Origin of the sequence: Paracoccus xiamenensis (assembly GCF_011308835.1) — a bacterium.
GTDB lineage: Bacteria > Pseudomonadota > Alphaproteobacteria > Rhodobacterales > Rhodobacteraceae > Paracoccus > Paracoccus xiamenensis.
This window is the reverse complement of record NZ_JAAOHY010000001.1, coordinates 195,258-219,372: the sequence shown is the minus strand read 5'-3', so window position 1 is coordinate 219,372 and position 24,115 is coordinate 195,258. Positions and strand designations below refer to the sequence as shown.

Here is a 24,115-nt window from a genome sequence, read left to right as displayed (position 1 = left end):
ATCGTAATCAGAGGGCGCCCATGGACCGCATCGACCACAAGCTGCTGAACCTGCTGCAACGCGACGCCGCGCGCACCAATGCCGATCTGGCGGCAGAGGTCGGGCTGTCGCCCTCCAGCTGCCTGCGCCGTATCCGCCGCCTGCGCGAGGGCGGCATCATCGACCGCATCGTCGCGATCCTGAACCCGGCCAAGGTGGGGCGGGTGCTGAAGGCTTGGGTCACGGTCGAGCTGAAGCTGCACGGCGACCAGCACATGCGCCGCTTCCTGACGCTGGCGACAGCGGAACCGGCAGTCGCCACCGCCCATGCCGTTACCGGCTCGGTCGATGTCGTCCTGATGCTGCATCTGCGCGATATGGAAGAGTTCGACGCCCTGTGTGAGCGCCTGTTCCGCGACAATACCAATGTCGCGCGGTTCTATACGATGACGGTGATCCGCACCGCCAAGGAAGACATGACGATCCAGCTTTAAAGCGGCAGCCCCCCGCGCAGATCCATGCCTGCGCGTTCTGCACCGCCACGTCCGTAATATCTACAGCTTACCCATGATATCCTTAAGCGCCGACAGTGCATCTGCTGGCGCTAGCGGGCGCTTGGGTTGTCCGGTCAGGCTGATGATCCGGTTGACGCAAGTGTCGCCCTCGATGGCGCGATGTATCAACTGGGCGATGACCGGCGTGACTGGCGAGGAAATCCGCAACCCCCGCTCGATCCGGTCAAGCAGGTTGGTCACATCGCCCGGTGTCACCGTATAGATGGTTTGCACGCCATCATAAATCGCGCCGCCCGGCCGCAGGCGCGTCTGGGGGGGCCAGGGTCGCGCCGGCAGGTAAAGGCGGCGTTCGGTCTCGGCGATCTTCAGCGTATTGATGAACAGGGTGCCCATCAGCGCAGCCGTGCGATCAAGGTCGTTTTCCGCAATATCGACGACCGTATCGCAGATCGAGGTCAACCAGCGCGAATTCAGAACCTCGGACAGCTCATGCCCGATCTCGTTCAGGATACGCCAGAAAAGCCTGCGCGCGGCTGGGTTTTCGGCATCCCTGCGCAGGCAGACAATTGTGCAAGCCAGCAGATGGGCAGCCCTGGGCGCGCCATGAAACTCGCCTTCAAGCAATGCGAAATGTTCGGCGAGATCGCGCTTTCGCGCCGTCCACGGCTTTTGCGGCGTACCGGCGATAATGTCGCGCAGAAAAGGCCCGAGATCGACATCCGGGTCCGGCAAGGGCGGTCCGCCCGGTTCGGTCCGTGTCGCAGAATCAAGGTAACTCTGCCATGCCCGCTCGACATAGGCGCGATCGCTTGCCGCCGCCGCTTGATCCGGATCTTTCATTTACCACTCCACAACCGCATGACGAACCATGGCCGCACCCGATCCGCGCCAGCGGGAATGCGATCACGGATGGATCGGGAATCCCATGACATGCGGCCATCCGCTGTTCAACCATGGCTTGCGCCGCAATCGCCGGCCAGCACGGACCCCGATCTTATCAACAGACAGATCGTCGCATGGCGGGCGCGGAGTGATGTCGCAGCCGATGGGGTGGGTGTGGATCATCCTCGACCTCGCGCAGCGGTGGGCGCAGCTACGGCCGCTAAGGCGCCGCAGCTGCGCCATAAAGTCAGGACGCCTGGCGGATCGCGGGTATCATCCCGTCCTCATCCGGCGTTGACCGGATATCGAACCCGCAGCGCCGGAAACAGGCGAGGCTGGCCAGATTGTCGGGTTCGATCCTGGCGTCGAGAAGGACATAGTCCGCGCCCGGCCCTTCGATAAAGCCTGCCAGAACCGCAGCACCAACGCCCTTTCCGCGCAGGTCTGGGCGTATCGCAATGTCGATATAACCGCCCCCCTTCTCGTCACGGTCCACCTGCAATTTGCCGATGACCGTATCGCCGTCCAAAGCAAGCCAGCAGATCGAATCCCGGCCAACGGTGACATAGTCAAACCAATCATCCGTGGGGAAGGCCACACGGCGCGAAAGCTCGGCATCGCTGAACCAACCGCGCAATTCCTTTAAGTCGCTCTTTTGAATATTCCGAAACCTGACCTGCATCTGATCCTCTCAAGCAGCCAAATCCTGACAGGTCAGATAGCACCCCAGATTGCGCCCAACAAATGGGTTCCACGTCATTTCGGACCGGCAGATCGCCCTGATACCAAAACGAAAAACGGCGCCCGAGGGCGCCGCTTTCCTTAAACCTTCAGGGACGGATCAGACCGCGCCCTTGATGAAGTTCACGGCATCGCCGAAGGTCTGGATGGTCTCGGCAGCGTCGTCCGGGATTTCGATGCCGAATTCTTCTTCGAAGGCCATGACCAGCTCGACCGTGTCGAGGCTGTCCGCACCCAGATCGTCGATGAACGAAGCGGTCTCGACCACTTTGTCCTCGTCAACGCCGAGATGCTCGACAACGATTTTCTTCACGCGATCAGCAATATCGCTCATGTCTTTTCCTCATGTTCGCGGGCATGTGCCCAAGATGTGCGGCCATGCCGCGATGCCGGGGTTTCCCCCTTGGCCTCAAAACGGGATATAGCAGCCAACCCCGCCCTTGCAACCGCTTTAACGGCCTTTGCCACGTCTAAACCGCGGCGGAGAGACTGCCAAAGGTCAGCGTCAGACCATCGCCATGCCGCCGTTGACATGCAGGGTTGCGCCAGTGACATAGCCCGCCTCGGGGCTGGACAGATACAGAACCGCGGCCGCGATATCCTGCGCGCTGCCCATGGCGCCGGCGGGGATCTGCGTCAGGATCTTGCCCTTCTGGTCGTCGTTCAGCTTGTCGGTCATCGCCGTGGCGATAAAGCCGGGCGCGACGCAGTTCACGGTGATTCCGCGGCTTGCGACCTCGTAGGCCAGCGATTTCGACATGCCCACCAGACCGGCCTTGGCGGCGGCGTAATTGCCCTGCCCCGGATTGCCGGTGGTGCCCACGACGCTGGTGATATTCACGATACGGCCCCAGCGCGCCTTCATCATTCCGCGCAGCACGCCGCGCATCAGCCGGAAGGATGAGGTCAGGTTGACTTCGATCACCTGCGCCCATTCCTCATCCGACATGCGCATGAACAGGTTGTCGCGGGTGATGCCGGCATTGTTGACCAGAATGTCGATGCCACCCATTGCCTCAGCCGCCGCCTTGGGCAGCGCCTCGACCGCTTCGGCATCGCTCAGATTGGCGGTCACCACATGGGCGCGGTCGCCCAGCTTCGCGGCCAGTTCGGCCAGCGGCGCCTCGCGCGTGCCCGACAGCGCGACGGTGGCGCCGGCTGCATGCAGGGCCTCGGCCACGCCGCCGCCAATGCCGCCAGAGGCACCGGTCACAAGCGCACGTTTCCCTGTCAGATCAAACATATGTCTCTCCTGTCTCGAAATAGGCGGCTTCCAGCGCCGCCCGGCAGTGAATTTCGACCGTGTCGAAGACTGGCGCGGGGACATTGTGGCTCCCCAGCAGAAGCCCGACTTCGGTACAGCCGAGGATGACGCAATCGGCGCCCTGCGCCACCAGATCGGCGGCGACGCCTTCATAGTATCGGCGGCTGTCCTCGCTCACCTGGTCGCGGACCAGTTCGTCGAAGATGATGCGGTGGATGCCGGTGCGGGCATCGGGATCGGGCAGCACCGGGGTCAGGCCCGCCGCCTCCAGCCGGTCGCGGTAAAAGCGGCGCTCCATCGTATAGGCGGTGGCAATCAGGCCGGGGCGCTTCAGCCCCGCGGCACTGATGGCATCTGCGGTCGCGTCAGCGATATGGATCAGCGGCAGGTCGGTCGCGGCGGCGACCTGATCGGCCACCAGATGCATGGTATTCGCGGCGATCAGCAGAAGGCCAGCGCCTGCGGCTTCCAGCCCGCGGGCGGCCTCGGCCAGCACGTCGCCAGCGCCCTGCCAGTCGCCATCCTTCTGCATCTGCGCAATCGGCGCGAAATCGACCGAATGCAGCAGTATCCGCGCCGAATGCAGCCCGCCCATGCGGGCCGCCGCCATCCGGTTCAGCGTCGCATAATAATGCGCCGTCGAGACCCATGAGATACCACCAAGGATGCCGATCGGCCGCATCAGGCGCCTTTCAGCGCCGCGATATCGGCAGGCGTCCCGATGTTGCGGGTCGTGGCCTCCTTGCTGATGCGCTTGATCATGCCCGAAAGCGCCTTTCCGGCGCCGATTTCCCAAAATTCGGTCACGCCCGCGCCACTCAGAAATTCAATCGATTCGCGCCAGCGCACAGAACCCGTGACCTGTTCGACCAGCAGGATGCGGACGGCGCCGGGTTCCAGCACCGGCTCGGCGCGGACATTGGCGATGACGGGCACGGCGGGGGCCTGGATTTCGACCGCCGCCAGCGCATCGGCCATGGCGGCGGCAGCAGGCTGCATCAGCACCGAATGGAACGGGGCGGAGACCGGCAGCATCAGCGCCCGCTTGGCCCCGCGTTCCTTGGCCAGTGCGGCCGCGCGTTCCACCGCGTCCTTGTGGCCCGAGATCACCACCTGCGCCGGGTCGTTGTCATTGGCGGCCTGACAGACCTCGTCACCCGCCGCCTCCCGCGCGATTTCATCGACGCTGGCGAAATCGAGGCCCAGGATCGCCGCCATCGCGCCCACACCCACCGGCACCGCATCCTGCATCGCCTGCCCGCGCAGGCGCAGCAGGCGGGCGGTGTCGGTCAGGCTCAGCGCGCCGGCGGCACAAAGCGCCGAATATTCCCCCAGCGAATGCCCGGCGACGTAATCGGCATCACCGATGCCGAACCCCTCGGCCTCCAGCGCGCGGAAGGCCGCCATCGAGGTCGCCATCAGCGCCGGCTGGGCGTTGCGGGTCAGGGTCAGCTCCTCGATGTCGCCGTCCCAGATCAGTTTCGAGAGATCTTCCCCAAGCGCCTCATCCACCTCGCGAAAAACATCCATTGCAGCGGGATAGGCGTCGGCCAGCTCGCGGCCCATGCCGATGGCCTGGGCGCCCTGGCCGGGAAAAACGAATGCGCGCATGATCTTGACCTCTTTTGCTTTCCCTCGTCCTAACCCGACCGTTCCCCGGCGGCAACAGAAAGGGGCGCGGACCCATCGGCCCGCGCCCCCGTCAATGCCGTGACTGAAAGGATCAGCCGACCAGTTCGAGGCCCGAGAAGAAGAAGGCGATCTCGCGCGCAGCCGATTCCGGGCTGTCCGAACCGTGGACCGAGTTCTCGCCCTTGGACAGCGCGAAATCCTTGCGGATCGTGCCTTCGGCAGCTTCGGCCGGGTCGGTCGCGCCCATAACTTCGCGGTTTTTCAGAATTGCGCCTTCGCCTTCCAGAACCTGCACGACGACCGGCTCGGACGCCATGTATTCGACCAGCTCGCCATAGAAGGGACGCTCGGCATGCTCGGCGTAGAAGGCACCGGCTTGCGCGGGCGACAGGTGGATGCGCTTCGAGGCGACGACGCGCAGGCCGGCATCTTCGAACTTGGCGACGATCTTGCCGGTCAGGTTGCGCTTGGTGGCGTCGGGTTTGACGATCGACAGGGTGCGTTCGGTAGCCATGGGATACTCCATCAGAATGGGCGCAAGGCGGTGCCTGCGCGGAATTTGTGCGCGGCGCATAGCATGCGGGCCTGATGTTGAAAAGCCGTGACGGTGACCGCCTGACTGCGGAAAACAGTGTCACCAATCTACCGCCTGCGTGCAATCGGCGGCTGCAATCGGTGCGCCAGCCATTGACGCATACCCGCCGCTGCGGCATGGCAGCGGACATGCTGCGTATTGATGACATCTCCTATTCCATCGCGGGCCGCCCGCTGTTCGAACATGCCTCGGCGGCGATCCCGTCAGGCCACAAGGTCGGCCTGGTCGGGCCGAACGGCACCGGCAAGACGACGCTGTTCAAGCTGCTGCGCGGCGAACTGGCGCTGGATGGCGGCGATATCAGCCTGCCCTCTCGCGCCAAGATCGGCGGCGTGGCGCAGGAAGCGCCGGGCACGGCGCGCAGCGTTCTGGACACGGTGCTGGACGCCGATACAGAACGCGCCGCCCTGCTGGCAGAATCGGAAACCGCGACCGATCCCCACCGCATCGCCGAAATCCAGACGCGGCTGGCCGATATCGACGCCTGGTCGGCCGAGGCCCGCGCCGCCACCATCCTGCGCGGTCTTGGCTTTTCAACCGAGGATCAGGCCCGGCCGACCAGCGACTATTCCGGCGGCTGGCGGATGCGGGTGGCGCTGGCGGGGGTGCTGTTCGCGCAGCCTGATCTGCTGCTGCTGGACGAACCGACCAACTATCTGGACCTTGAAGGGGCGCTGTGGCTGGAAAGCTATCTGGCGCGCTATCCGCATACGGTCATCGTCATCAGCCATGACCGCGACCTTCTGAACCGGGCCGTGGGCCATATCCTGCATCTCGAAGACCGCAAGCTGGTCCTTTACACCGGCGGCTATGACACATTCGCCCGCACCCGCGCGGAAAAACGTGCGCTGCAAGCGTCAGAGGCGAAGAAGCAGGAAGCCCGGCGCGCCCATCTGCAAAGCTTCGTCGACCGTTTCCGCGCCAAGGCATCGAAGGCCGTGCAGGCGCAGGCCCGCATCAAGATGCTGGCCAAGATGGAACCGATCACCGCGCCGGAAGAGGCCAAGTTCCACCGCTTCACCTTCCCCGCGCCCGAACAGCTGTCGCCGCCCATCATCGCGATGGAGGATGTCTCCGTCGGTTACGGCGACCGCGCGGTGCTGCGCCATCTGAACCTGCGCATCGACCAAGATGACCGCATCGCGCTGCTGGGCCGCAACGGACAGGGCAAATCGACGCTGTCGAAGCTGCTGGCGGAACGGCTGGCCACCATGGCCGGGCGGATCACCCGTTCCAGCAAGCTGCGCGTGGGCTACTTCGCCCAGCATCAGGTTGATGAGCTGGAACTGGACGAGACGCCTCTGGACCATATTCGCCGCCTGCGTCCGTCCGAGGCGCCGGCAAAGCTGCGCGCGCGTCTGGCGGGTTTCGGGTTGATGGAGGCGCAGGCCACCACCAAAGTCGGCCAGCTTTCGGGCGGCCAGAAGGCGCGTCTGTCCTTGCTGATCGCCACCATCGACGCGCCGCATCTGCTGGTGCTGGACGAACCGACCAACCACCTGGACATCGAAAGCCGCGAGGCCCTGACCGAGGCGCTGAACGACTATACCGGCGCCGTGGTGCTGGTCAGCCACGACATGCACCTGCTGTCGCTGGTGGCCGAAAGGCTGTGGCTGGTCGATCAGGGCGGCGTGGCCCCATGGCAGGGCGATCTGGACGATTACCGGGCAATGCTGCTGTCCTCGTCCGAGGACAAGCCGATGCGTGCGCCTGCGAAGCCCGCCCAGAAGCGCGCCAGCCGTGACGAGATCCTTGAACTGCGCGCCGAGGCCCGCAGGGCCGAGGACCGCATCACCAAGCTGACCGAGATGCTGGACAAGCTGGGCGTCAAGATGGCCGATCCCAAGGTCTATGATGACCCGGCAGAGGTCGAAAAATGGGGCCGCAAGCATGCCGAGGCGACCGAGGCGATGACGCGGGCAGAATCCATTTGGATCAAAGCGTTGGAGCGGTTGGAGCGCGCCGAGCGGGGTTAATCGACGGCGGCGGCGGCTTTGCGTTGCGCTTAGGTCACGCCCGGCACGAGACTATGGCAGAGTTATCTGTTACGCTTGATCTCCAAAGGCTTCGGGGGCAAACGCATATCACAATCCCGGATCGCCTGCTCCGATCCCCGCAATACAGGAACTACCAATGAAATTCGCGTTGCCGCTGATCCTTGCCCTTTCCATCGCTGCACCGGCAGCTGCTCAGGACACGATCGGCACGGGCCCGAACAAGGTGTCGGTCGATATCGGGCTGGGCGCGGCCTATAAGCCGACCTATTCCGGCTCGGACGAGCACGAAGCAAGCCCCTGGCTGATCATGCGCGACCTGCGCCTGCGCGGTGTTGGTGCGGGCGAGGATACCGGCTTCAAGATCTCGCCCAATGTCAACATGATCGGCCCGCGCGATGAAGATGACGACGACCGTCTGGACGGTTTGAACGATATCGACCGCGCCTATGAGGTCGGCCTGAAAGCGACCTATAACATGGGCCAGACTACCGGCTATGCGACCATCCGCAAGGGCTTTGGCGGCCATGAAGGCATAGCTGGCGAACTGGGCGCAACCTATCGCTTTGAAACCACTGACCGGATGACCTTCTGGGCCGGCGTCGAAGCCGGCTATGGCAATGGCGAATTCAACGAGACCTACTATGGCGTCTCCGACAGTGAAGCAGCCCGCACCGATTACGATGCCTATTCGGCAGATGGCGGCTTCAACACCGCCTCGATCAGCCTCGAAGGCCGCTATGCGCTGACCCCGAACACGGCGATCAAGGGCGAGGTGAAGTTCTCACGTATCATCGGCGATGCAGCCGACAGCCCGATCGTGCGCGACCGCAACCAGCCCTCAGTCCGACTGGGCATTGTGCGCACCCTGAACTTCGCATTCTGATTCCGCCCCTGCGCCATTCATCGGCGCGAAGATCGGGTACAAGATAATCAGCAAGACACCAAACGCGAGCGCGATCCATCGGATCGCTCTGGCATCGCGTTTCGTGCGCGATATTTTGTCAAGCGCCCCATCAATCGCAATTATGGTGATCGACATCCCGATCAGCGTGACGCCGACGACTACGGCTTCACGGGCGTCAGTCTGCCCCAAGTATACGCTCAAGGGGAAGACTGTACACGCAAACCCGCAGAGCCAGCCCCAGACTGATATGAATGCCTCGGCAACATTCCTGCGCATACTTTCAAGCCATGATCGGAAGATACCAAGGACCTCCATACCGAGCAGAAGCACCCAGGTAATGAACAGCCAAGCCATTGGCACGAGGGGATCGATGAAGCCGGATAAAGCAATAGCTCTGGGAACATCGGGACGGGAAAACAGAAAGTCAGCCAGGAGAGCAGCCAACCCTACAACCCAGCCGACCAGCAGCATACCGAAAAACAACGCCACTTGGCGTTTAGGATATTCATTATTCATTCGAATAGCTTTCTAAAATGCGTTGAGCGTAAAACTGAACCGCTATCTGGTTCTTGTCATCACCCGGCCACGCCCCGCAGCAGTCTTTGCCGCGCCTGCGGAATGGCGGCGATTTCCAGACCGGTGAAGACATGCAGGGTGTTCATCTGTTCGTCCACCACCGCGTGATCGCTGACCCAGCCACCCATGATCAGATAGCTGCGCAGCAAGGGCGGCAGTCCCGCCTGCGCGCGGCGGGGATCGGGCTTGAACCGGGCAAGTGCGCGGGCAAAGCGGAACACGTTTGGCGCCTTGACGCGCGGCAGCCAGCGACGCGGGGCCAGGTGGCGTTCGCGCAGCATGGCGAAGGCATCGGCATAGCCCTGCGCGTCAGTGCCAACGAAAGACGAACAGCCGAACAGCAGCTGGATACCGTGATCGTCGACATAGCGCGTCATCGCCCCCCAGGCGAGGCGCAGGATATCGGGATCGGAATGCTCTGGGTGGATGCAGAAGCGCCCCATCTCGACCATGGGGCCGGGAAACCCGCCAAGCCGGTCAAGATCATAATAGCGGGCGGAATACGAGCGCCCGATCTCTGCCCCGCTTTGCAGATGCAGGAAGCGGAAGGTGCCCAGCAACTGCCCACTGCGGCGGTCCTCTATCAGGACATGGCGGCAATCAGCATCATAGCCGTCCGCATCAATGGCGCTGCCGTCGTCCGTGGCCCCGCGCTTGCCCATGAAAGCAAGCCAACGCAACCGCTGCGCGGCCTGCAGATCGGCCGTTTCCACCGCCTCGCGGGCCTGAAGATGGCCCCTGTTGAGCATCATCGCCTGCCCCTATCCTCACCTGTGCCGCATATCTGCCGCTACAATCTGAATAATCCGATCTTGTAACGATGGCGCAACAGGAGAATTGGGCAATCGCCGCACGGGCACCTCAGGCAACAAGGGCACCGCTTAACCCAGGGGGCGATGCGGGGGCAGATGGTCGCCCAGCACGCCCTCGATATACAGGCGTTGCACCAGCACCATGGCCACCACCATCAGCGGCGCTGCGACCAGCAGGCCCGCCAGCCCGAAGAGCACGCCAAAGGCGATCACCCCAAAGATTGTCATGACCGGCGGCAACCCGGCAGCGCGGCGCTGGATCAGCGGCATGATGACATTGCCCTCCAGCTGCTGGATGAAGATGAACAGGATCAGCACATAGAACGCATCGCGAGGCCCCTGCGTCAGCGCGAACAGCACCGCCGGCGCGCCGCCAAGAAAGGGGCCGATATAGGGAATGGCGTTGGTCAGCCCGGCGATGATTCCCAATACCAGCGCCAGCGGAATCCCCAGCATCCACAACCCGAATCCCGACATGACCGCGACCACCAGCATGTCCACCGATTGCCCGGCCAGCCAGCTCCACAGCTTGTCGCCAAGCTCCTTGAGGATGTCGGCCGCGCGGGCGCGCTTGCTGATCGGCACCAGTTGCAGCGCCCCCTGGACATATGGCCCGGGATTGATCGCCAGAAAGATCGCGACCGTCACAATCAGGATGATGTTGGCGATACTGCCGGTGGCGGCGTTCACGGTCCCGCTCAGAAAACCCAGAAGGCCGGTGAACATGCTTGCCGATGGCCGCATCGCCTCGCCAGCCTGTCCGGCACGGGCGCTTTCTGAAACCTGGTCGATCACCAGATTGCCCAATGTCGAGTTGCCGAGCCAGGCCATGACCTGACGCCAGGCCTCTGGAAGGGCCTCGATCAGCTGGCGCATCTGCTGGGCGATCTGGGGGCCGGCGCTCATGATCAACCCCAATAGGGCGATGAAGATCAGCGCGATGACCAGAAACACCCCGACCGTCGGCGTGATCGGCAACCAGCGCGACAGGTAATTCGCCGACATCCGCAGCGCGATCGCGACCAATACCCCGGCGAAGCCCATCAGCAGCACGAAAGACAGCTTCCAGACCAGCACCAGCCCGATGGCAATGGCGAATACGGTCAGGATGGTTGGAAGCGGAACGGGACCGCGTGACACCTTCAGCTTGTGGTCATGCGCAACGTCGGAAGGGTCAGGATCGGGCCGTTCGGACAGATGCGACATACGCTGCTTCCTGGCTGGTGGCGGCCCGCGATCTGCGCGCCGCGCTTTCCCGTACCGGCCCGGTCAGTCGATGACGCTGGCCGCGTTGAAGTTGCCGAGATTCCCGAGGATCTGGCGAATCGCGCTGATCGATGTCACCCCCGAATCGGTCACCCGCCGCGACAGCACCACGATTCGGCCCTGTTCCAGACCGAAGCGTTCGACATTCGACACAGTTCCGTTTTCAGCAAACGAGATCGCGACGACCTCGCGCGAGACCTCTTGCGGCTTGGTCGGGCCGTAAGTCCGCCAGCGCGAACCGACATAGTACCAGCCCGATCCGGCCAGCAAACCCTGCGAGGAAGGCCGCCCGACAAGGGTATCCAGCTCTGCCTCGGTGGTCTGGCCGACCACCACCAGGGACAGATCCTCTGGCGGGGGAACATAGCCATGGTGGCGATAGACTGGCACGCAACCGGAGATTACCAGCGTCAGCGCAAGAACAGTGCTGCGGATAGAAGTCATACGTAGATATTCCCGCCTGATGCACGGCCCCGGTTGACGCCGCCCATGTGGCTTAGCAAACTCAGGCGGGCCGCTCAAGAACATCACGGCCAAGTGTCCGGATCCATTTGGAAAGCCTTAATGAACGTATCAAATCCCCTGCCGGAACGGCTGCGGGTGTCCCATCTCTCGCCCAGCCGCCCCAATCCGTTCGATCTGACGCCCGACGCAACCGCCCGGAGCGCCATCGCCGACGAGCTGGATCTGCTGGACCTGCCACAATTCCGTTTCGAAGGCGCGATTCGCGCCTCTGGCTCGGATGCCTGGGCGCTGACCGGTCAGCTGAGCGCCACGGTCGTTCAGGCCTGCGCCATTACGCTGGCGCCGGTCAAAACCAAGCTGACCGAAGAGGTGTCACTGCTGTTCTCGCCCCATGTCGCCACCCCCGAAGAAGAGGAGGTGGAGATGGGCGATGAAACGGTCGAGCCGTTGGGCCAGTGGATCCGGCTGGGCGACATCGCGCTGGAGGCGTTGGCGCTGGCGCTGCCCCCCCACCCGCGCGCACCGGGGGCCGAGCTGCCTCAGGACGTCCAGGATGACGGCGCCGAGGACGAGCCGCGCCGCCCCTTTGCGGGCCTTGCCGATCTGATGAAGGCAAAAAAGCCGAATCAGGACTTGTAGGGTGCCATGCCCGCGCGGGCGAGTTCGTCCGCGCGTTCATTTTCCGGGTGGCCGGCATGGCCCTTGATCCATGCCCAGCTGACCTTGTGGCGCGCCTGCGCCGCGTCCAGCCGCTGCCACAGATCGACATTCTTCACCGGTTTGCGGTCGGCGGTTTTCCAGCCGTTGCGCTTCCAGCCATGGATCCAGCTGGTGACGCCGTTCTTCACATAGGCCGAATCGGTGGTGATGGTGATGGCGGATGGCCGCGTCAGCGTTTCCAGTGCGCTGATGGCTGCCATCAGCTCCATCCGGTTATTGGTGGTATCGGGTTCGCCGCCCGACAGTTCACGTTCCTTGACGATTTCGGCGCCCTTCATGGCGCGCATCAGCACGCCCCAGCCACCGGGGCCGGGATTGCCGGAACAGGCCCCGTCAGTCCATGCATGTAATTCGCTCATCCCGCGGGTCTTAACCGAAGCGGCGGGCGATCAAAAGCGCAACCGCAAGGACGGTGAAGCCCAATTTCAAGCGTGGCCACCAGTCGGGCATCAGGCCTGCACGCGCGGCCCAAAGGTCCAACCCGAGGATCAGCAGAAGGCCCAGCGATACTGCCTCGGCGGTGTTTAGAATGCCGACCCAAAGCGTCATCAAGGACAGGATCGGCACGCAGATCGCCGCATAGGCGGCAAGCCAGCGGTTGCGCAGGACCGCAGGCGCTGTAATCAATCCGGCACAGATGCCGACCAGCACCATCGACCACAGCCCGGCCAGATAGGGCACACCGTCAAACCAGCCATAGCGCTGCGCCAATGTCGCAAACCCCAACGGCAGCAGGGGCAGGACCATCAGCCCCCAGGCGGCTGGTGGCGGGCGGCGGTCTGGGGCCACAGCCTTCATGCGGCCCGTTCAGTCGCCAGTTTCAGGCCCAGAAGCGCAAAGCTCGCGGCAAAGGCGCGGCGCATCCAGTTCATCGCCGCCTCGCTGGCCAGCAGGCGCTGACGGCCTGTCGCGGCAAGGATGACGTAGCCCATGAACACCCCAAAGGTCATGGCGGTAAAGCCCGCGCCAAGCTGGATCAGCATCGCTGTGCCTGCACCTGCCGGCATGAATTGCGGGATGAAAGCCATGAAGAACAAAGGCAGTTTCGGGTTCAGGATGTTCAGCAGGATGCCGCGCCGCACCAATTGCGCAGGCGCGGCGGGCTCTGCCGGGCGCACCGACAGCCCACCATGATCCTTCAACACCGCCCATGCCATCCACAGCAGATAGGCGACACCGGCGAATTTGATGACCTGGAACAGCACGGCGCTGGCATGCAGTACCGCCGCCAGCCCCACCATCGCCACGACCATATGAATCACCGTCGCGATCGTGCAGCCAACCGAGGCCCAGAAGCCCGCCTTGAAGCCCCCGCCAAGCGTGCTCGACAGCGTATAGACAACGCCGATCCCCGGCGCGAGGCAGACGACGAAGGCGGTCAGCAGGTAATCCCAGCTCATCCATCCAATCCCACATATCCGGGCAGCGCCGAAATGCGCTGGATCCAGCGATTGATGCCGGGGAATCGGCTCATGTCAAAGCCGCCACGTTCGCCCGCCGTATGGGTATAGCCATAAAGGCAGATATCGGCGAGCGTCATGCCCTCGCCCGACAGCCAGTCATGCCCGGCCAGCCGATCCTCCATGACCTGCAGATGGGCGTGGCCACGCTCCAGCAGGTCGGCCATGCGTTCGGGCGTGGCAAGGTGGCGGCGCGGCGGATAGAACTGCAGCGCACCACGCACGGCAACGGTGCCTTCATGCTGGTTCTGCTCCCAGAACATCCACGACAGCATCCGCGCGCGCTCAAAAGGATCGGCGGGGACGAATTCCGTCCCCTCGCCCAGCCAGCACAGGATCGCATTCGATTCGGGCAGCAACTGCCCATCATCCAGTTCCAGCACCGGCGCCTTGCCGAAAGGCAGGTGCCCCTCTGCCTTGGCTTTCGCAATCGCGGGCGAGCTATCCTCGACATCGACGATCTCGGCCGTACGCCCCAGAAGCGCCAGCAGCAACCGCACCTTGTAGGAATTGCCCGACGAGGGCATAGAATAAAGTTTCATCGCACAGTCCTCAAACCGGCGCTTTCACGCTGGCACAAATATCCTCGGGGGGCGCCGGGGGGCGAAGCGCCCCCGGCTTGCGGCGATGAAGCCCGATCAGGCCGGTTCGCGCAAGACGCGAGGCACCTTGAATTCGACATTTTCCTGCGCCGTCTCAACGATGTCGACGGTGACGTCGAAACGGGCGCGGAAGGCGTCGATGACCTCGTTGATCAACACCTCGGGGGCACTGGCGCCCGCGGTGACGCCGACGGCGGTGATCCCTTCCATGGCACGCCAGTCGATCTCATCGGCGCGCATGACCAGCTGGCTATAGGCGCAGCCGGCGGCTTTCCCAACCTCGACCAGACGACGCGAGTTTGACGAATTGGGCGCCCCGATCACCAGCAGCGCATCGATCTTCGGCGCCACCGCCTTGACCGCCGCCTGCCGATTGGTGGTGGCGTAACAGATATCTTCCTTGGCCGGCCCGACAATCGCCGGGAACCGCGCCTGAAGGGCAGCGACGATGGCCGCGGTGTCATCGACCGACAGCGTGGTCTGGGTGATGAAGGCCAGCCGCGCCGGATCACGGGGAACAACATCGGCCACGTCATCGACGGTTTCGACCAGCAGCACCTCGCCCTCGGGCAATTGGCCCATGGTGCCCAGAACCTCGGTATGGCCGGCATGGCCGATCATCACCATTTGCAGGCCCTCGGCATGGTGACGCTCGGCCTCGACATGAACCTTCGACACCAGCGGACAGGTCGCATCGACAAAGACCATCTCACGGCGGCGGGCCTCGGCCGGGACGGCCTTGGGCACACCATGGGCCGAAAAAATCACCGGCCGGTCGTCGGGAACATCGTCCAGCTCTTCGACAAAGACCGCACCCTTGTCACGCAGCCCGTCGACGACGAACTTGTTGTGCACGATTTCGTGACGGACATAGACGGGGGCGCCCCATTTCTGAAGCGCCATCTCGACGATCTTGATGGCCCGGTCGACACCGGCACAAAAGCCGCGCGGCGCGGCCAGATAAAGCATGAGCGGGGGCTTGGCGTGTTCCATGCCGAAGGGCGTAACCCGGCCGGGCAGGAAAATCCAGTGGACCCGAAACCCGCGCGCGGCGTTGTGACAGCAGAACCCGGAAATGGAGATGCCAGATGAAACGCCTTCTCAGCACCACCACCGCGGCCTTGATCGCCACAGCCGCCACCGCCAGCGCCGCACCTTGGCCGCAGGACGATCCCAATACCGAATATCAGCCCGCATTCCCTGAACAGACCCGCGCCGAGGCGATGGACAGCGGCGTGACACTGAAGGTTGAGCCTGTCGTCGAAGGGCTGGAACACCCCTGGGCGGTGGAACTGCTGCCCGACGGCTCGGTCCTGATTACCGAACGTCCGGGCCGGCTGAAACTGTACAAGGAGGGTGCCGTGACCGAAGTCACTGGCGTCCCCGAGGTTTCCGCCGACGGTCAGGGCGGGCTGCTGGATGTGGCCCTTGCACCCGACTTCGAACAGTCGCGCACGATCTTCCTCAGCTATGCCGAGCCGCGCGAAGGCGGCAATGGCACGGCGGTCGCCCGCGCCACGCTGGCCGAGGATGGGGCGTCGCTTGGCGATGTGCAGGTAATCTTCCAGCAGCAGCCGACCTATGACGGCGACAAGCATTTCGGCAGCCGCATCGTGCCCAACGCCGACGGCACCCTGTTCGTGACCCTTGGCGAACGCTCGGACGTGCCGATACGCGACACCGCACAGGACATGTCGCATCATCTGGGCAAGCTGGTCCGCATTAGCCAGACTGGCGAGGTTCCCGAAGACAACCCCTTCGTTGGACAGGAGGGCGTCCAGCCCGAGATCTATGCCAGCGGGTTGCGCAACGTGCAGGCCGCGACGCTGGACCCGAACGGCAAGCTGTGGACCATCGAACACGGCCCCCAGGGCGGGGACGAACTGAACCACCCCGAGGCCGGCAAGAATTACGGCTGGCCGGTGATTTCCTACGGCGTGAACTATGACGGATCGCCGGTGAACGAAGGCATCACCGCACAGGACGGAATGGAACAGCCAGCCTATTACTGGGACCCGGTCATCGCGCCATCCGGTGCGGTTTTCTATGACGGAGAGCTGTTCGCCGACTGGCAGGGTGATCTGCTGATCGGCGCGATGAGCCCGCCATCGCTGGTCCGGCTGAAGCTGGACGGTGAGCGCGTCGTCGGCGAAGAACGCCTTGATCCTGAAATCGGCCGCATCCGCGACGTGCAGGTGGCCTCGGACGGGACGATCTGGGTGGTGACGGACGAAGATGAGGGCGGCCTTTACCGCCTGTCCCCCGCCAGCTGAACAGCCCCGTCAAGTGGGGACCGGCATTCCCGGCCCCGCCTGACGGATAAGTAACGGCCTGTCGGGGCTCAGGTCTCGACGGGCGTCTGGGGTGCGCGCGGCGGGACCGTCAATTCGCGCGGAGGCCGGCCGATGATTTCGCGCAGGGCATCAAGTTCGATGAAATTATCGGCCTGCCGGCGCAATTCGTCGGCGATCATCGGCGGCTGACTGCGCGTCGTCGAGACGACCGAAACCCGCACCCCCTGACGCTGCAAACCCTCGACCAGCGGCCGGAAATCACCATCACCGGAAAACAGCACCGCATGGTCCAGCCGCGGGGCCAGTTCCATCGCATCCACCGCCAGTTCGATATCCATATTGCCCTTGATCTTCCGCCGGCCCATGGCATCGGTGTATTCCTTGGCCGGTTTGGTCACCAGCGCAAAGCCGTTATATTGCAACCAGTCGACCAGTGGACGGATCGGCGAGTATTCTTCGTTTTCCAGCAATGCCGTATAGTAGTAAGCTCGAAGCAGCTTGCCGCGCCGCTCAAATTCCTGGCGCAGCAGCTTGTAGTCGATGTCGAAGCCAAGCGATTTTGCTGCCGCGTACAGGTTTGCGCCGTCTATGAACAACGCCAAACGATCGTCCTTGTAAAACACGTAATCTCCCTCGACACGCCCCCTCCGACGCATCAAATGCCAATTGCAACCGCTGGAAACGAATACCGAAACCAGAATGACAGCCAAACTAGCCCTCATTGCCCTTGGGTCAAACTTGTCTTCTTCGGCAGGTTCACCCGAAGAAACGCTGCGCCATGCATTGGCGAGGCTTATCCGCGCCCCCGAACTGTCTTTGCAGGCAGTATCGCGCTTCTACGCTACCCCGGCATTTCCGGCCGGCAGCGGGCCCGATTATGTCAATGCCTGCGCCCTGTTGAACAGCCGCCTGCCTGCCCCCGACCTGCTGGCCCTCCTGCACCGGATCGAGGCCGATCTGGGCCGGACCCGCAATGGCGAAAGATGGGCGGCGCGGGGGATCGACCTGGACCTGCTGGCCGTGGAAGACCTGGTCACACCTGACGCGACAACGCAGGACGCGTGGCGCGCCCTGCCCGCCGAACGCCAACGTGTCGAGGCGCCCGACCAGCTGATCCTGCCCCACCCGCGGCTTCAGGACCGCGCTTTCGTGCTGGTGCCGCTGGCCGATATTGCGCCGGGCTGGCGCCACCCGCGGCTGGGCCTGAGCGTGGCCAAAATGCTGGCGGCACTGCCCGCAGCGGATCGCAATTCGGTCAAGGTTCGGCTTGACAAACAGCCGGCAAGTGGACAGATAACCGGTTCCGCCTCTGATCTGATTCGAACCGAAGGGTGATTCATGGCTCGCGTGACCGTCGAAGATTGCGTTGATAAAGTTCCTAACCGCTTCGACCTGGTAATGCTCGCAGCGCATCGCGCCCGCGAGATCGCCACCGGCAGCCCGCTGAGCGTCGACCGCGACAACGACAAGAACCCCGTCGTCGCGCTGCGCGAAATTGCTGACGAAACGCAGCAGGTCGACGATCTGCGCGAACGGATGATCGAATCCAGCCAGACCCAGATCGAGGTCGACGAGCCGGAAGAAGACGCCATGGCGCTGCTTCTGGGTGCCGAAGTCGACCGTCCCAAGCCCGCCGACGAAGAATCGGAAGAGCGGATGCTGCGGATGATGCTGGAAGCAAACGAACGCGGCTGAGGGATAACGGGGTCTTCGATTGGAAAAATTCGACGTCGAAGACCTTCTTGCGCTGATCCGCAATTACAACCCGCGCACCGATGAAAAGCTGATCCGCGAGGCGTTTGCCTATGGTCAGCAGATGCATGAAGGGCAGTTCCGTCATTCGGGCGAGCCCTATTTTACCCATCCCGTCGCAGTGGCCGCGATCCTGACCGAAATGCGGCTGGACGATGCGACCATTGTCACCGCCCTGCTGCACGACACGATCGAAGACACCCGCGCAAGCTGGTCCGACGTCGCCGGCAAATTCAGCCGCGAGATCGCCGATCTGGTCGATGGCGTCACCAAGCTGACCAATCTGGAACTGTCCGGCGCACATTCCAAACAGGCCGAGAATTTCCGCAAGCTTTTCATGGCGATGACGCGCGATCTTCGCGTCATCCTGGTCAAGCTGGCCGACCGGCTGCATAATATGCGCACGATCCGGGCGATGAGGCCCGAAAAGCAGGTCAAGAAGGCCCGCGAAACCATGGATATCTATGCGCCCCTTGCGGGTCGCATGGGGATGCAATGGATGCGCGAGGAGCTGGAGGACCTGGCCTTCAAGGTCATCAATGCCGAGGCCCGCAACTCTATCATCCGGCGCTTCCTGACCCTGCAAAAGGAATCGGGCGACGTGATCGCCCAGATTACCGCCGATATCCGGGCCGAGCTGGACCGCGAGGGGATCGAGGCCAATGTCTACGGCCGCGCCAAGCGCCCGTTCAGCGTCTGGCGCAAGATGCAGGAAAAGCAGCTGACCTTCTCTCGGCTGTCGGACATTTACGGCTTCCGGGTGATCGTTGGCACTGAAAGCGAATGTTACCGCGCGCTTGGCCTGATCCACCGCCGCTGGCGCGCCGTGCCGGGACGGTTCAAGGATTACATCAGCCAGCCCAAGGCGAACGGCTACCGCTCGATCCACACCACGGTGACGGGCCGCGACGGCAAGCGGGTCGAGGTGCAGATCCGCACCCGCCAGATGCACGAGGTGGCCGAGGCCGGCGTGGCGGCCCACTGGTCCTACCGCGACGGCGTGCGTTCAACCAACCCCTTCGCTGTCGATCCGGCCGAGTGGATCGCCCAGCTGAACGAACGGCTGGGGGGCGAGGATCACGACGAGTTTCTGGAACACGTCAAGCTGGAGATGTATTCCGATCAGGTCTTCATCTTCACGCCCAAGGGCGACGTGATCCAGCTGCCCAAGGGGGCGACGCCGATCGACTTCGCCTATGCGATCCACACCCGCATCGGCAACAGCACCGTCGGCGCCAAGGTTGACGGTATCCGGGTGCCGCTGTGGACGCGGCTGAAGAACGGGCAATTGGTGGAAATCATCACCGCCGCCGGTCAGCGCCCGCAGGCCGCCTGGCTGGAAATCGTCCAGACCGGCCGCGCCAAGTCCGCGATCCGGCGCAGCCTGCGCGAAGAAGACCGCGCCCGGCTAATCCGGCTGGGGGCAGAGCTGGTGCGGATCAGCTTTGAACATCACGGCCGGCGGGTCACCGACAAGGCCCTGCGCACGGCGGCGTCCAAGCTGGCCCTGCCGGATGCCGATGAATTGCTGGCGCGGATCGGCTGCGCCGAGATGTCGGCGCAGGACGTGCTGACAACGCTTTACCCGGAACTGGAAAACCACAAGGAAACCGTTGACCCCTCCCGCCCCGTATCAGGGCTGGAGGCGGATCAGACGCTTGGCCGCGCCGACTGCTGTCAGCCCCTGCCCGGCGAGCGTATCGTGGGCATCACCTATCGCGGGCGCGGTATCATCATCCATTCCATCGACTGCCCCGCGCTGGCGCAGCTGGACAGCGAGGAAGACCTGAAACGCTGGGTCGACCTGCATTGGCGCGAGGGCCGCCACCCGGCCGCCTACGCGGTCACGATCTCGGCCACCATACGCCATGACGCGGGTGTGCTGGGACGCATCTGCACGCTGATCGGCAGCCAGGGGGCGAATATTTCGGATCTGGCATTTGCCGACCGCAAGCCTGATTTCTATCGCCTCCTGATCGAGGTCGAACTGCATGGCGTCGACCAGTTGCACGCGCTGCTGACCGCGCTGGAGGCGGAATCCGATGTCGCGCAGGTCACCCGTCTGCTGCGGCCGGAACTTGCCCCCTGACCCCGCGTTGACGACAAACCGTAACCAGTCCTGAACCCGACCAGCCGTTCCGATGTTCAAGCGCCGCAAACCTCGCAGCTATTCGCAGATCGCCACCGAGATGGTCTATCCGCGCGGCGGCTGGCTGCGGGCGGCGCAATATGTGCTGTATCGGGTCCGGCGGCTGCCCGACCAGCCGCATAAGATCGGGCGCGGCGTGGCGGCCGGGACATTCATTTCCTTCACCCCGCTGCACGGCTTCCATTTCCTCGCCGCTGCCGGCATCGCCTGGGTGCTGGGCGGCAACATCCTGGCGGCGCTGCTGGCGACCTTCGTTGGCAATCCGATCACCTTCCCCTTCATCGCCTATGCCTCGACCTGGCTGGGGCGCGAGATCCTGGGCACACATGGCAAGCTGTCGCCAAAGTTGATTTTCAACGATTTCGCCGATGCGACGGCGCAGATCTGGCACAATCTCGGCGCCGCCTTCGGCCCAGAGGTCGCGCATTGGGACCGGCTGGGCTCGTTCTTTCACGACATCTTCCTGCCCTATCTGGTCGGCGGCATCATCCTGGGGACGGTGGCCGGCATCATTGCCCATTACATGACCGTGCCGGTGATCCGCGCTTATCACCGCCGCCGCGCCCGCAAGCTGGCCCAGCGGATCGAAAAGATCCGCAGCGGCGGGCTGGCCGCGCAGCCGCCGACCCCATCCGATCCGCCCAGGGACGCGAATTAGGGGCTTTTCATCGTCGTGACCGTTTGTATAGTCACGACCATGACCCGGACACGCCACATTTCCACCTCTCGCAACGCGCAGATCGGCGCGCGTTCGGTCGTGAGCCTCCGCGGTCTGCTGCTTCTTACGCTGCGCTGAGCGGGTCCAGCCGGGCCGCCGCTCAGTCAGGTCACGCGCCCGGCCCCTGACAAAATCAGCAAAAAGAAGCACGACCATGACTGACAAGAACCGCGTCTTTATTTTCGACACCACCCTGCGCGACGGCGAACAATCGCCCGGCGCCACCATGTCCCATGCCGAGAAGCTGGAAATCGCATCCATGCTGGACGAGATGGGCGTGGACATCATCGAGGCCGGTTTCCCGATCGCCTCGGAAGGTGATTTCAACGCCGTCAGCGAGATCGCGAAGAACGCGAAGAACAGCGTGATCTGCGGCCTCGCCCGCGCGCAGCTGCCCGATATCGACCGCTGCTGGGAAGCGATCCGCCACGCCAAACGCCCGCGTATCCACACCTTCATCGGCACCTCGCCGCTGCACCGGGCAATCCCCAATCTGGACATGGATCAGATGGCCGACCGGATCCATCAGACGGTCACCCATGCCCGCAACCTGTGTGATAATGTGCAATGGTCGCCCATGGACGCGACGCGGACCGAACATGATTACCTGTGCCGGGTGGTGGAAATCGCCATCAAGGCCGGTGCCACGACGATCAATATTCCCGATACCGTCGGCTATACCGCGCCGCGCGAATCGGCCGATCTGATCCGCATGCTGCTGGAACGCGTCCCCGGCGCGGACGAGGTCATCTTCGCCACCCATTGCCATAACGACCTTGGCATGGCGACGGCCAACAGCCTGGCTGCGGTCGAAGCAGGCGCGCGTCAGATCGAATGCACCATCAACGGGCTGGGCGAACGCGCCGGCAACACCGCGCTGGAAGAGGTCGTGATGGCCATGCGCGTGCGCCATGACATCATGCCCTTCAACACCAATATCGACACCACCAAGATCATGGGCATCTCTCGCCGGGTGGCGCAGGTTTCAGGCTTTGCGGTGCAGTTCAACAAGGCCATCGTCGGCAAGAACGCCTTCCTGCACGAAAGCGGCATTCATCAGGACGGCGTGCTGAAGAATGTCGAAACCTTCGAGATCATGCGCCCCGCCGACATCGGCCTGAACGAAAACAACATCGTCCTGGGCAAGCATTCGGGCCGCGCCGCGCTGCGGTCCAAACTGACCGATCTGGGTTATGAGGTGGGCGACAACCAGCTGAAGGACCTGTTCGTCCGCTTCAAGGCTTTGGCCGACCGCAAGAAAGAGGTCTATGACGATGACATCGTCGCGCTCATGGCCGACAGCGCCGCCAATACCGAGGACGACTATCTTCAGGTCAAGCACCTGCGCGTGGTCTGCGGCAGCGACGGCCAGTCAGCCGATCTGACGCTGATCGTCGACGGTCAGGAAATGACCGCCTCGACCACGGGCGACGGGCCGGTGGACGCCGTCTTCAACGCCGTGCGCGAGATCTATCCGCATAATGCCGTACTGCAACTGTATCAGGTGCATGCCGTGACCGAGGGCACCGACGCCCAGGCCACAGTGTCCGTTCGGATGGAGGAAGAAGGCCGCATCGCCACTGGTCAGGCCAGCGATACCGACACGATCCTGGCCAGCGTCAAGGCCTATGTCGGCGCGCTGAACCGGCTGCGGGTCCGCCGCGGCCAGGTCGGGCCGGATGCGGATGCCAAGCAGGTCAGCATGTATTCGCACTAGGCGCCAAGGCCAAAGATATCAGTGCACAGCAGCGGGGCGGTCCTGTCGGGCCGCCCCTTTCAATTCGGCAAAGCCCGGATCCGCCTATTGAAGCAAGGGGACTTTTACCGTCGGCGGGCCGTTAAGCACCGGCCCACCGATCACGCTAAGGCCCGATCATGGATCGGTCACAAAGCCCAGATCCTGATCCAGCAGAAACGGGAAGTCGCCCTCAGTGAGGCGCAGGAATTCGTCAGGCGGGATCTCGACCGCGTTCCGGGGCCATTTTTTCTGCTGCTCGGTCGCAGTGTCGCCGGCATCCCAGCGCAGGATGACGAAACTCTGTCCCTCGACGATGCTGAGCGCCGTCATTTCCAGCGGAATCAGCCGGTGTTTGAAGGCAAAGATGCTTTTGCCGGGATCGGCCAGCCGCACCGCCGCACCTGCGCCAATGAAGGGCAGATGCGCGCGCCAATACCTGACCTCTTCCTTTCCATAACGGCGGATGATCAAGCCGCGCGGAAAGCTGATGGCGACGCGCGGCAGATCAGCCAGCCGCCGCGCCTCGCGCCGCAGACGGGCAACGAAATGCTGGCTGAGCGCATCGTCATCATCGATCCTGAATTGCAGGACCGGCCCGCCATTTGCCTTTGCCGCCTGACGCAGCGGACGTTTCAGCGCCGCGCCGACATCCTCGGCAGAGGAGACGATGATGCTGATCTGCTCAACCCCCGCGCAAAGATCGTGCAGTCGCTGCATCCAGGGTTCCGGCAGCGCGTCAGAGGTCAGCATCCAAAGCGAGAAGTCCGGATCGGTCTGCGCGCGGATGGATGGCAGCAGCACCCGCTCGAAGGCGGTAAAACGCTGCTCCAGCCGGTCGGGTGCGTAAAGTGCCAGGCGCTGTTTCTCGCGTCGCTCAGGCGTATGCTGCCAAGGTTCCCGCCCGCCGACCCAATCGTCCCAGCCCAGAAACGAGAAACGGCAAATGCCGACGATTGCATCACCCAACGCGAATACCATTCCAATACAACACGATAGGCCCCAAGCTATGCAGTGAACCATCGACGGTCAAGCGCGGCCCCGGCGCACCGGCCGC

At 63.5% G+C, this 24,115-nt stretch carries 28 protein-coding genes; 10 read left to right on the top strand and 18 right to left on the bottom strand.

What is annotated here, in order from left to right; translation table 11 throughout:
- Window positions 1-20: 20 nt before the first annotated feature.
- Window positions 21-473 (top strand): Lrp/AsnC family transcriptional regulator, encoded by a 453-nt coding sequence (locus G7044_RS01150; protein WP_166324725.1) that lies wholly within the window; start codon window positions 21-23, stop codon window positions 471-473.
- 60 nt (window positions 474-533) lie between these two features.
- Here G7044_RS01150 and G7044_RS01145 read toward each other — a convergent pair whose 3' ends face one another.
- From G7044_RS01145 to ndk, 7 genes are all read right to left on the bottom strand, one after another.
- Complete coding sequence (locus G7044_RS01145) at window positions 534-1,334, bottom strand: hypothetical protein (RefSeq protein WP_166324722.1); 801 nt, start codon at window positions 1,332-1,334, stop codon at window positions 534-536.
- 289 nt (window positions 1,335-1,623) lie between these two features.
- Window positions 1,624-2,058 (bottom strand): GNAT family N-acetyltransferase, encoded by a 435-nt coding sequence (locus G7044_RS01140; protein ID WP_268935289.1) that lies wholly within the window; start codon window positions 2,056-2,058, stop codon window positions 1,624-1,626.
- A gap of 159 nt (window positions 2,059-2,217) precedes the next feature.
- The gene (locus tag G7044_RS01135) at window positions 2,218-2,451 is read right to left on the bottom strand and encodes an acyl carrier protein (RefSeq protein WP_101498706.1); all 234 of its coding nucleotides are present in this window, start codon (window positions 2,449-2,451) and stop codon (window positions 2,218-2,220) included.
- Window positions 2,452-2,622: 171 nt separating this feature from the next.
- Window positions 2,623-3,360, bottom strand: a complete 738-nt coding sequence (gene fabG / locus G7044_RS01130) for a 3-oxoacyl-[acyl-carrier-protein] reductase (protein ID WP_166324717.1) — start codon at window positions 3,358-3,360, stop codon at window positions 2,623-2,625.
- Window positions 3,353-4,063 (bottom strand): aspartate/glutamate racemase family protein, encoded by a 711-nt coding sequence (locus G7044_RS01125; protein WP_166324714.1) that lies wholly within the window; start codon window positions 4,061-4,063, stop codon window positions 3,353-3,355. Before G7044_RS01125 ends, fabG begins: the two co-directional genes overlap by 8 nt.
- A complete protein-coding gene (fabD, locus tag G7044_RS01120; RefSeq protein WP_166324711.1) occupies window positions 4,063-4,992 on the bottom strand; it encodes an ACP S-malonyltransferase in 930 nt (309 codons plus the stop codon). Before fabD ends, G7044_RS01125 begins: the two co-directional genes overlap by 1 nt.
- Window positions 4,993-5,104: 112 nt before the next feature.
- Window positions 5,105-5,527 (bottom strand): nucleoside-diphosphate kinase, encoded by a 423-nt coding sequence (gene ndk, locus G7044_RS01115; RefSeq protein WP_166324708.1) that lies wholly within the window; start codon window positions 5,525-5,527, stop codon window positions 5,105-5,107.
- A 209-nt stretch (window positions 5,528-5,736) separates the two neighbouring features.
- Here ndk and G7044_RS01110 point away from each other — a divergent pair, with 209 nt between their 5' ends.
- Both G7044_RS01110 and G7044_RS01105 read left to right on the top strand, forming a co-directional pair.
- Entirely contained in the window at window positions 5,737-7,584 is a 1,848-nt protein-coding gene (locus G7044_RS01110) for an ABC-F family ATP-binding cassette domain-containing protein (protein WP_166324705.1), read from the top strand.
- A gap of 157 nt (window positions 7,585-7,741) precedes the next feature.
- Complete coding sequence (locus G7044_RS01105) at window positions 7,742-8,488, top strand: MipA/OmpV family protein (protein ID WP_166324702.1); 747 nt, start codon at window positions 7,742-7,744, stop codon at window positions 8,486-8,488.
- On the opposite strand, the gene G7044_RS01100 is transcribed toward G7044_RS01105, so the two are convergent.
- The 4 genes from G7044_RS01100 to G7044_RS01085 all read right to left on the bottom strand — a co-directional run bounded on the left by G7044_RS01100 (window position 8,444) and on the right by G7044_RS01085 (window position 11,607).
- Complete coding sequence (locus tag G7044_RS01100; RefSeq protein WP_166324699.1) at window positions 8,444-9,025, bottom strand: hypothetical protein; 582 nt, start codon at window positions 9,023-9,025, stop codon at window positions 8,444-8,446. The two genes, G7044_RS01105 and G7044_RS01100, sit on opposite strands and share 45 nt — an antisense overlap.
- A 59-nt stretch (window positions 9,026-9,084) precedes the next feature.
- Complete coding sequence (locus G7044_RS01095; protein WP_166324696.1) at window positions 9,085-9,837, bottom strand: GNAT family N-acetyltransferase; 753 nt, start codon at window positions 9,835-9,837, stop codon at window positions 9,085-9,087.
- Window positions 9,838-9,966: 129 nt separating this feature from the next.
- A complete protein-coding gene (locus G7044_RS01090) occupies window positions 9,967-11,103 on the bottom strand; it encodes an AI-2E family transporter (protein WP_166324693.1) in 1,137 nt (378 codons plus the stop codon).
- 63 nt (window positions 11,104-11,166) lie between these two features.
- Window positions 11,167-11,607, bottom strand: coding sequence for an outer membrane protein assembly factor BamE (locus G7044_RS01085; RefSeq protein ID WP_166324690.1), 441 nt, complete (start codon window positions 11,605-11,607; stop codon window positions 11,167-11,169).
- Between the two features lie 120 nt (window positions 11,608-11,727).
- Between G7044_RS01085 and G7044_RS01080 the strand changes: the two genes are divergently transcribed.
- Window positions 11,728-12,267 carry a YceD family protein gene (locus tag G7044_RS01080; RefSeq protein WP_166324687.1) on the top strand — a complete coding sequence of 180 codons (540 nt, stop codon included), beginning with the start codon at window positions 11,728-11,730 and terminating at the stop codon, window positions 12,265-12,267.
- Here G7044_RS01080 and rnhA read toward each other — a convergent pair.
- From rnhA to ispH, 5 genes are all read right to left on the bottom strand, one after another.
- Window positions 12,255-12,707, bottom strand: a complete 453-nt coding sequence (gene rnhA / locus G7044_RS01075) for a ribonuclease HI (RefSeq protein WP_166324684.1) — start codon at window positions 12,705-12,707, stop codon at window positions 12,255-12,257. The genes G7044_RS01080 and rnhA overlap by 13 nt on opposite strands.
- 10 nt (window positions 12,708-12,717) lie before the next feature.
- Window positions 12,718-13,146, bottom strand: coding sequence for a hypothetical protein (locus tag G7044_RS01070; protein ID WP_166324682.1), 429 nt, complete (start codon window positions 13,144-13,146; stop codon window positions 12,718-12,720).
- On the bottom strand, window positions 13,143-13,748 hold the full coding sequence (locus G7044_RS01065) for a LysE family translocator (protein WP_166324679.1): 606 nt from the start codon (window positions 13,746-13,748) through the stop codon (window positions 13,143-13,145). Before G7044_RS01065 ends, G7044_RS01070 begins: the two co-directional genes overlap by 4 nt.
- Window positions 13,745-14,350, bottom strand: coding sequence for a glutathione S-transferase family protein (locus G7044_RS01060; protein ID WP_166324676.1), 606 nt, complete (start codon window positions 14,348-14,350; stop codon window positions 13,745-13,747). The genes G7044_RS01065 and G7044_RS01060 overlap by 4 nt, the downstream gene beginning before the upstream one ends.
- Before the next feature lie 96 nt (window positions 14,351-14,446).
- The gene (gene ispH / locus G7044_RS01055) at window positions 14,447-15,403 is read right to left on the bottom strand and encodes a 4-hydroxy-3-methylbut-2-enyl diphosphate reductase (protein WP_166324673.1); all 957 of its coding nucleotides are present in this window, start codon (window positions 15,401-15,403) and stop codon (window positions 14,447-14,449) included.
- A gap of 95 nt (window positions 15,404-15,498) precedes the next feature.
- On the opposite strand from ispH, the gene G7044_RS01050 reads away from it, so the two are divergent.
- The gene (locus G7044_RS01050) at window positions 15,499-16,683 is read left to right on the top strand and encodes a PQQ-dependent sugar dehydrogenase (RefSeq protein ID WP_166324670.1); all 1,185 of its coding nucleotides are present in this window, start codon (window positions 15,499-15,501) and stop codon (window positions 16,681-16,683) included.
- A gap of 68 nt (window positions 16,684-16,751) precedes the next feature.
- On the opposite strand, the gene G7044_RS01045 is transcribed toward G7044_RS01050, so the two are convergent.
- Window positions 16,752-17,327, bottom strand: coding sequence for a LabA-like NYN domain-containing protein (locus tag G7044_RS01045; protein ID WP_166324667.1), 576 nt, complete (start codon window positions 17,325-17,327; stop codon window positions 16,752-16,754).
- Between the two features lie 76 nt (window positions 17,328-17,403).
- On the opposite strand from G7044_RS01045, the gene folK reads away from it, so the two are divergent.
- The 5 genes from folK (at window position 17,404) to G7044_RS01020 (ending at window position 23,040) form a co-directional block, all read left to right on the top strand.
- Window positions 17,404-18,039: a 2-amino-4-hydroxy-6-hydroxymethyldihydropteridine diphosphokinase gene (gene folK / locus G7044_RS01040; protein ID WP_166324664.1), complete on the top strand. Its 636-nt coding sequence runs from the start codon at window positions 17,404-17,406 to the stop codon at window positions 18,037-18,039.
- 3 nt (window positions 18,040-18,042) lie between these two features.
- Window positions 18,043-18,399 (top strand): DNA-directed RNA polymerase subunit omega, encoded by a 357-nt coding sequence (gene rpoZ, locus G7044_RS01035; protein ID WP_166324661.1) that lies wholly within the window; start codon window positions 18,043-18,045, stop codon window positions 18,397-18,399.
- 19 nt (window positions 18,400-18,418) lie between these two features.
- On the top strand, window positions 18,419-20,545 hold the full coding sequence (locus G7044_RS01030; protein ID WP_166324658.1) for a RelA/SpoT family protein: 2,127 nt from the start codon (window positions 18,419-18,421) through the stop codon (window positions 20,543-20,545).
- Window positions 20,546-20,597: 52 nt separating this feature from the next.
- Entirely contained in the window at window positions 20,598-21,263 is a 666-nt protein-coding gene (locus G7044_RS01025; RefSeq protein WP_166324655.1) for a DUF2062 domain-containing protein, read from the top strand.
- A gap of 214 nt (window positions 21,264-21,477) precedes the next feature.
- Window positions 21,478-23,040, top strand: coding sequence for a 2-isopropylmalate synthase (locus tag G7044_RS01020; protein ID WP_166324652.1), 1,563 nt, complete (start codon window positions 21,478-21,480; stop codon window positions 23,038-23,040).
- 156 nt (window positions 23,041-23,196) lie between these two features.
- Here the strand turns inward: G7044_RS01020 and G7044_RS01015 are convergent, their stop codons facing one another.
- Window positions 23,197-24,027, bottom strand: coding sequence for a glycosyltransferase (locus tag G7044_RS01015; protein ID WP_166324649.1), 831 nt, complete (start codon window positions 24,025-24,027; stop codon window positions 23,197-23,199).
- Between the last annotated feature and the right edge of the window lie 88 nt (window positions 24,028-24,115).

Coding starts and splice junctions, on each gene's coding strand:
- ndk (WP_166324708.1), bottom strand. CDS start 5,527: ATGGCTACCGAACGCACCCTGTCGATCGTCAAACCCGACGCCACCAAG.
- G7044_RS01105 (WP_166324702.1), top strand. CDS start 7,742: ATGAAATTCGCGTTGCCGCTGATCCTTGCCCTTTCCATCGCTGCACCG.
- rnhA (WP_166324684.1), bottom strand. CDS start 12,707: ATGAGCGAATTACATGCATGGACTGACGGGGCCTGTTCCGGCAATCCC.
- G7044_RS01090 (WP_166324693.1), bottom strand. CDS start 11,103: ATGTCGCATCTGTCCGAACGGCCCGATCCTGACCCTTCCGACGTTGCG.
- G7044_RS01070 (WP_166324682.1), bottom strand. CDS start 13,146: ATGAAGGCTGTGGCCCCAGACCGCCGCCCGCCACCAGCCGCCTGGGGG.
- fabD (WP_166324711.1), bottom strand. CDS start 4,992: ATGCGCGCATTCGTTTTTCCCGGCCAGGGCGCCCAGGCCATCGGCATG.
- G7044_RS01140 (WP_268935289.1), bottom strand. CDS start 2,058: ATGCAGGTCAGGTTTCGGAATATTCAAAAGAGCGACTTAAAGGAATTG.
- G7044_RS01145 (WP_166324722.1), bottom strand. CDS start 1,334: ATGAAAGATCCGGATCAAGCGGCGGCGGCAAGCGATCGCGCCTATGTC.
- G7044_RS01050 (WP_166324670.1), top strand. CDS start 15,499: ATGAAACGCCTTCTCAGCACCACCACCGCGGCCTTGATCGCCACAGCC.
- G7044_RS01085 (WP_166324690.1), bottom strand. CDS start 11,607: ATGACTTCTATCCGCAGCACTGTTCTTGCGCTGACGCTGGTAATCTCC.
- G7044_RS01125 (WP_166324714.1), bottom strand. CDS start 4,063: ATGCGGCCGATCGGCATCCTTGGTGGTATCTCATGGGTCTCGACGGCG.
- G7044_RS01020 (WP_166324652.1), top strand. CDS start 21,478: ATGACTGACAAGAACCGCGTCTTTATTTTCGACACCACCCTGCGCGAC.
- ispH (WP_166324673.1), bottom strand. CDS start 15,403: ATGGAACACGCCAAGCCCCCGCTCATGCTTTATCTGGCCGCGCCGCGC.
- G7044_RS01080 (WP_166324687.1), top strand. CDS start 11,728: ATGAACGTATCAAATCCCCTGCCGGAACGGCTGCGGGTGTCCCATCTC.
- G7044_RS01110 (WP_166324705.1), top strand. CDS start 5,737: ATGCTGCGTATTGATGACATCTCCTATTCCATCGCGGGCCGCCCGCTG.
- G7044_RS01100 (WP_166324699.1), bottom strand. CDS start 9,025: ATGAATAATGAATATCCTAAACGCCAAGTGGCGTTGTTTTTCGGTATG.
- folK (WP_166324664.1), top strand. CDS start 17,404: ATGACAGCCAAACTAGCCCTCATTGCCCTTGGGTCAAACTTGTCTTCT.
- G7044_RS01060 (WP_166324676.1), bottom strand. CDS start 14,350: ATGAAACTTTATTCTATGCCCTCGTCGGGCAATTCCTACAAGGTGCGG.
- fabG (WP_166324717.1), bottom strand. CDS start 3,360: ATGTTTGATCTGACAGGGAAACGTGCGCTTGTGACCGGTGCCTCTGGC.
- G7044_RS01150 (WP_166324725.1), top strand. CDS start 21: ATGGACCGCATCGACCACAAGCTGCTGAACCTGCTGCAACGCGACGCC.
- G7044_RS01135 (WP_101498706.1), bottom strand. CDS start 2,451: ATGAGCGATATTGCTGATCGCGTGAAGAAAATCGTTGTCGAGCATCTC.
- G7044_RS01025 (WP_166324655.1), top strand. CDS start 20,598: ATGTTCAAGCGCCGCAAACCTCGCAGCTATTCGCAGATCGCCACCGAG.
- G7044_RS01065 (WP_166324679.1), bottom strand. CDS start 13,748: ATGAGCTGGGATTACCTGCTGACCGCCTTCGTCGTCTGCCTCGCGCCG.
- rpoZ (WP_166324661.1), top strand. CDS start 18,043: ATGGCTCGCGTGACCGTCGAAGATTGCGTTGATAAAGTTCCTAACCGC.
- G7044_RS01095 (WP_166324696.1), bottom strand. CDS start 9,837: ATGATGCTCAACAGGGGCCATCTTCAGGCCCGCGAGGCGGTGGAAACG.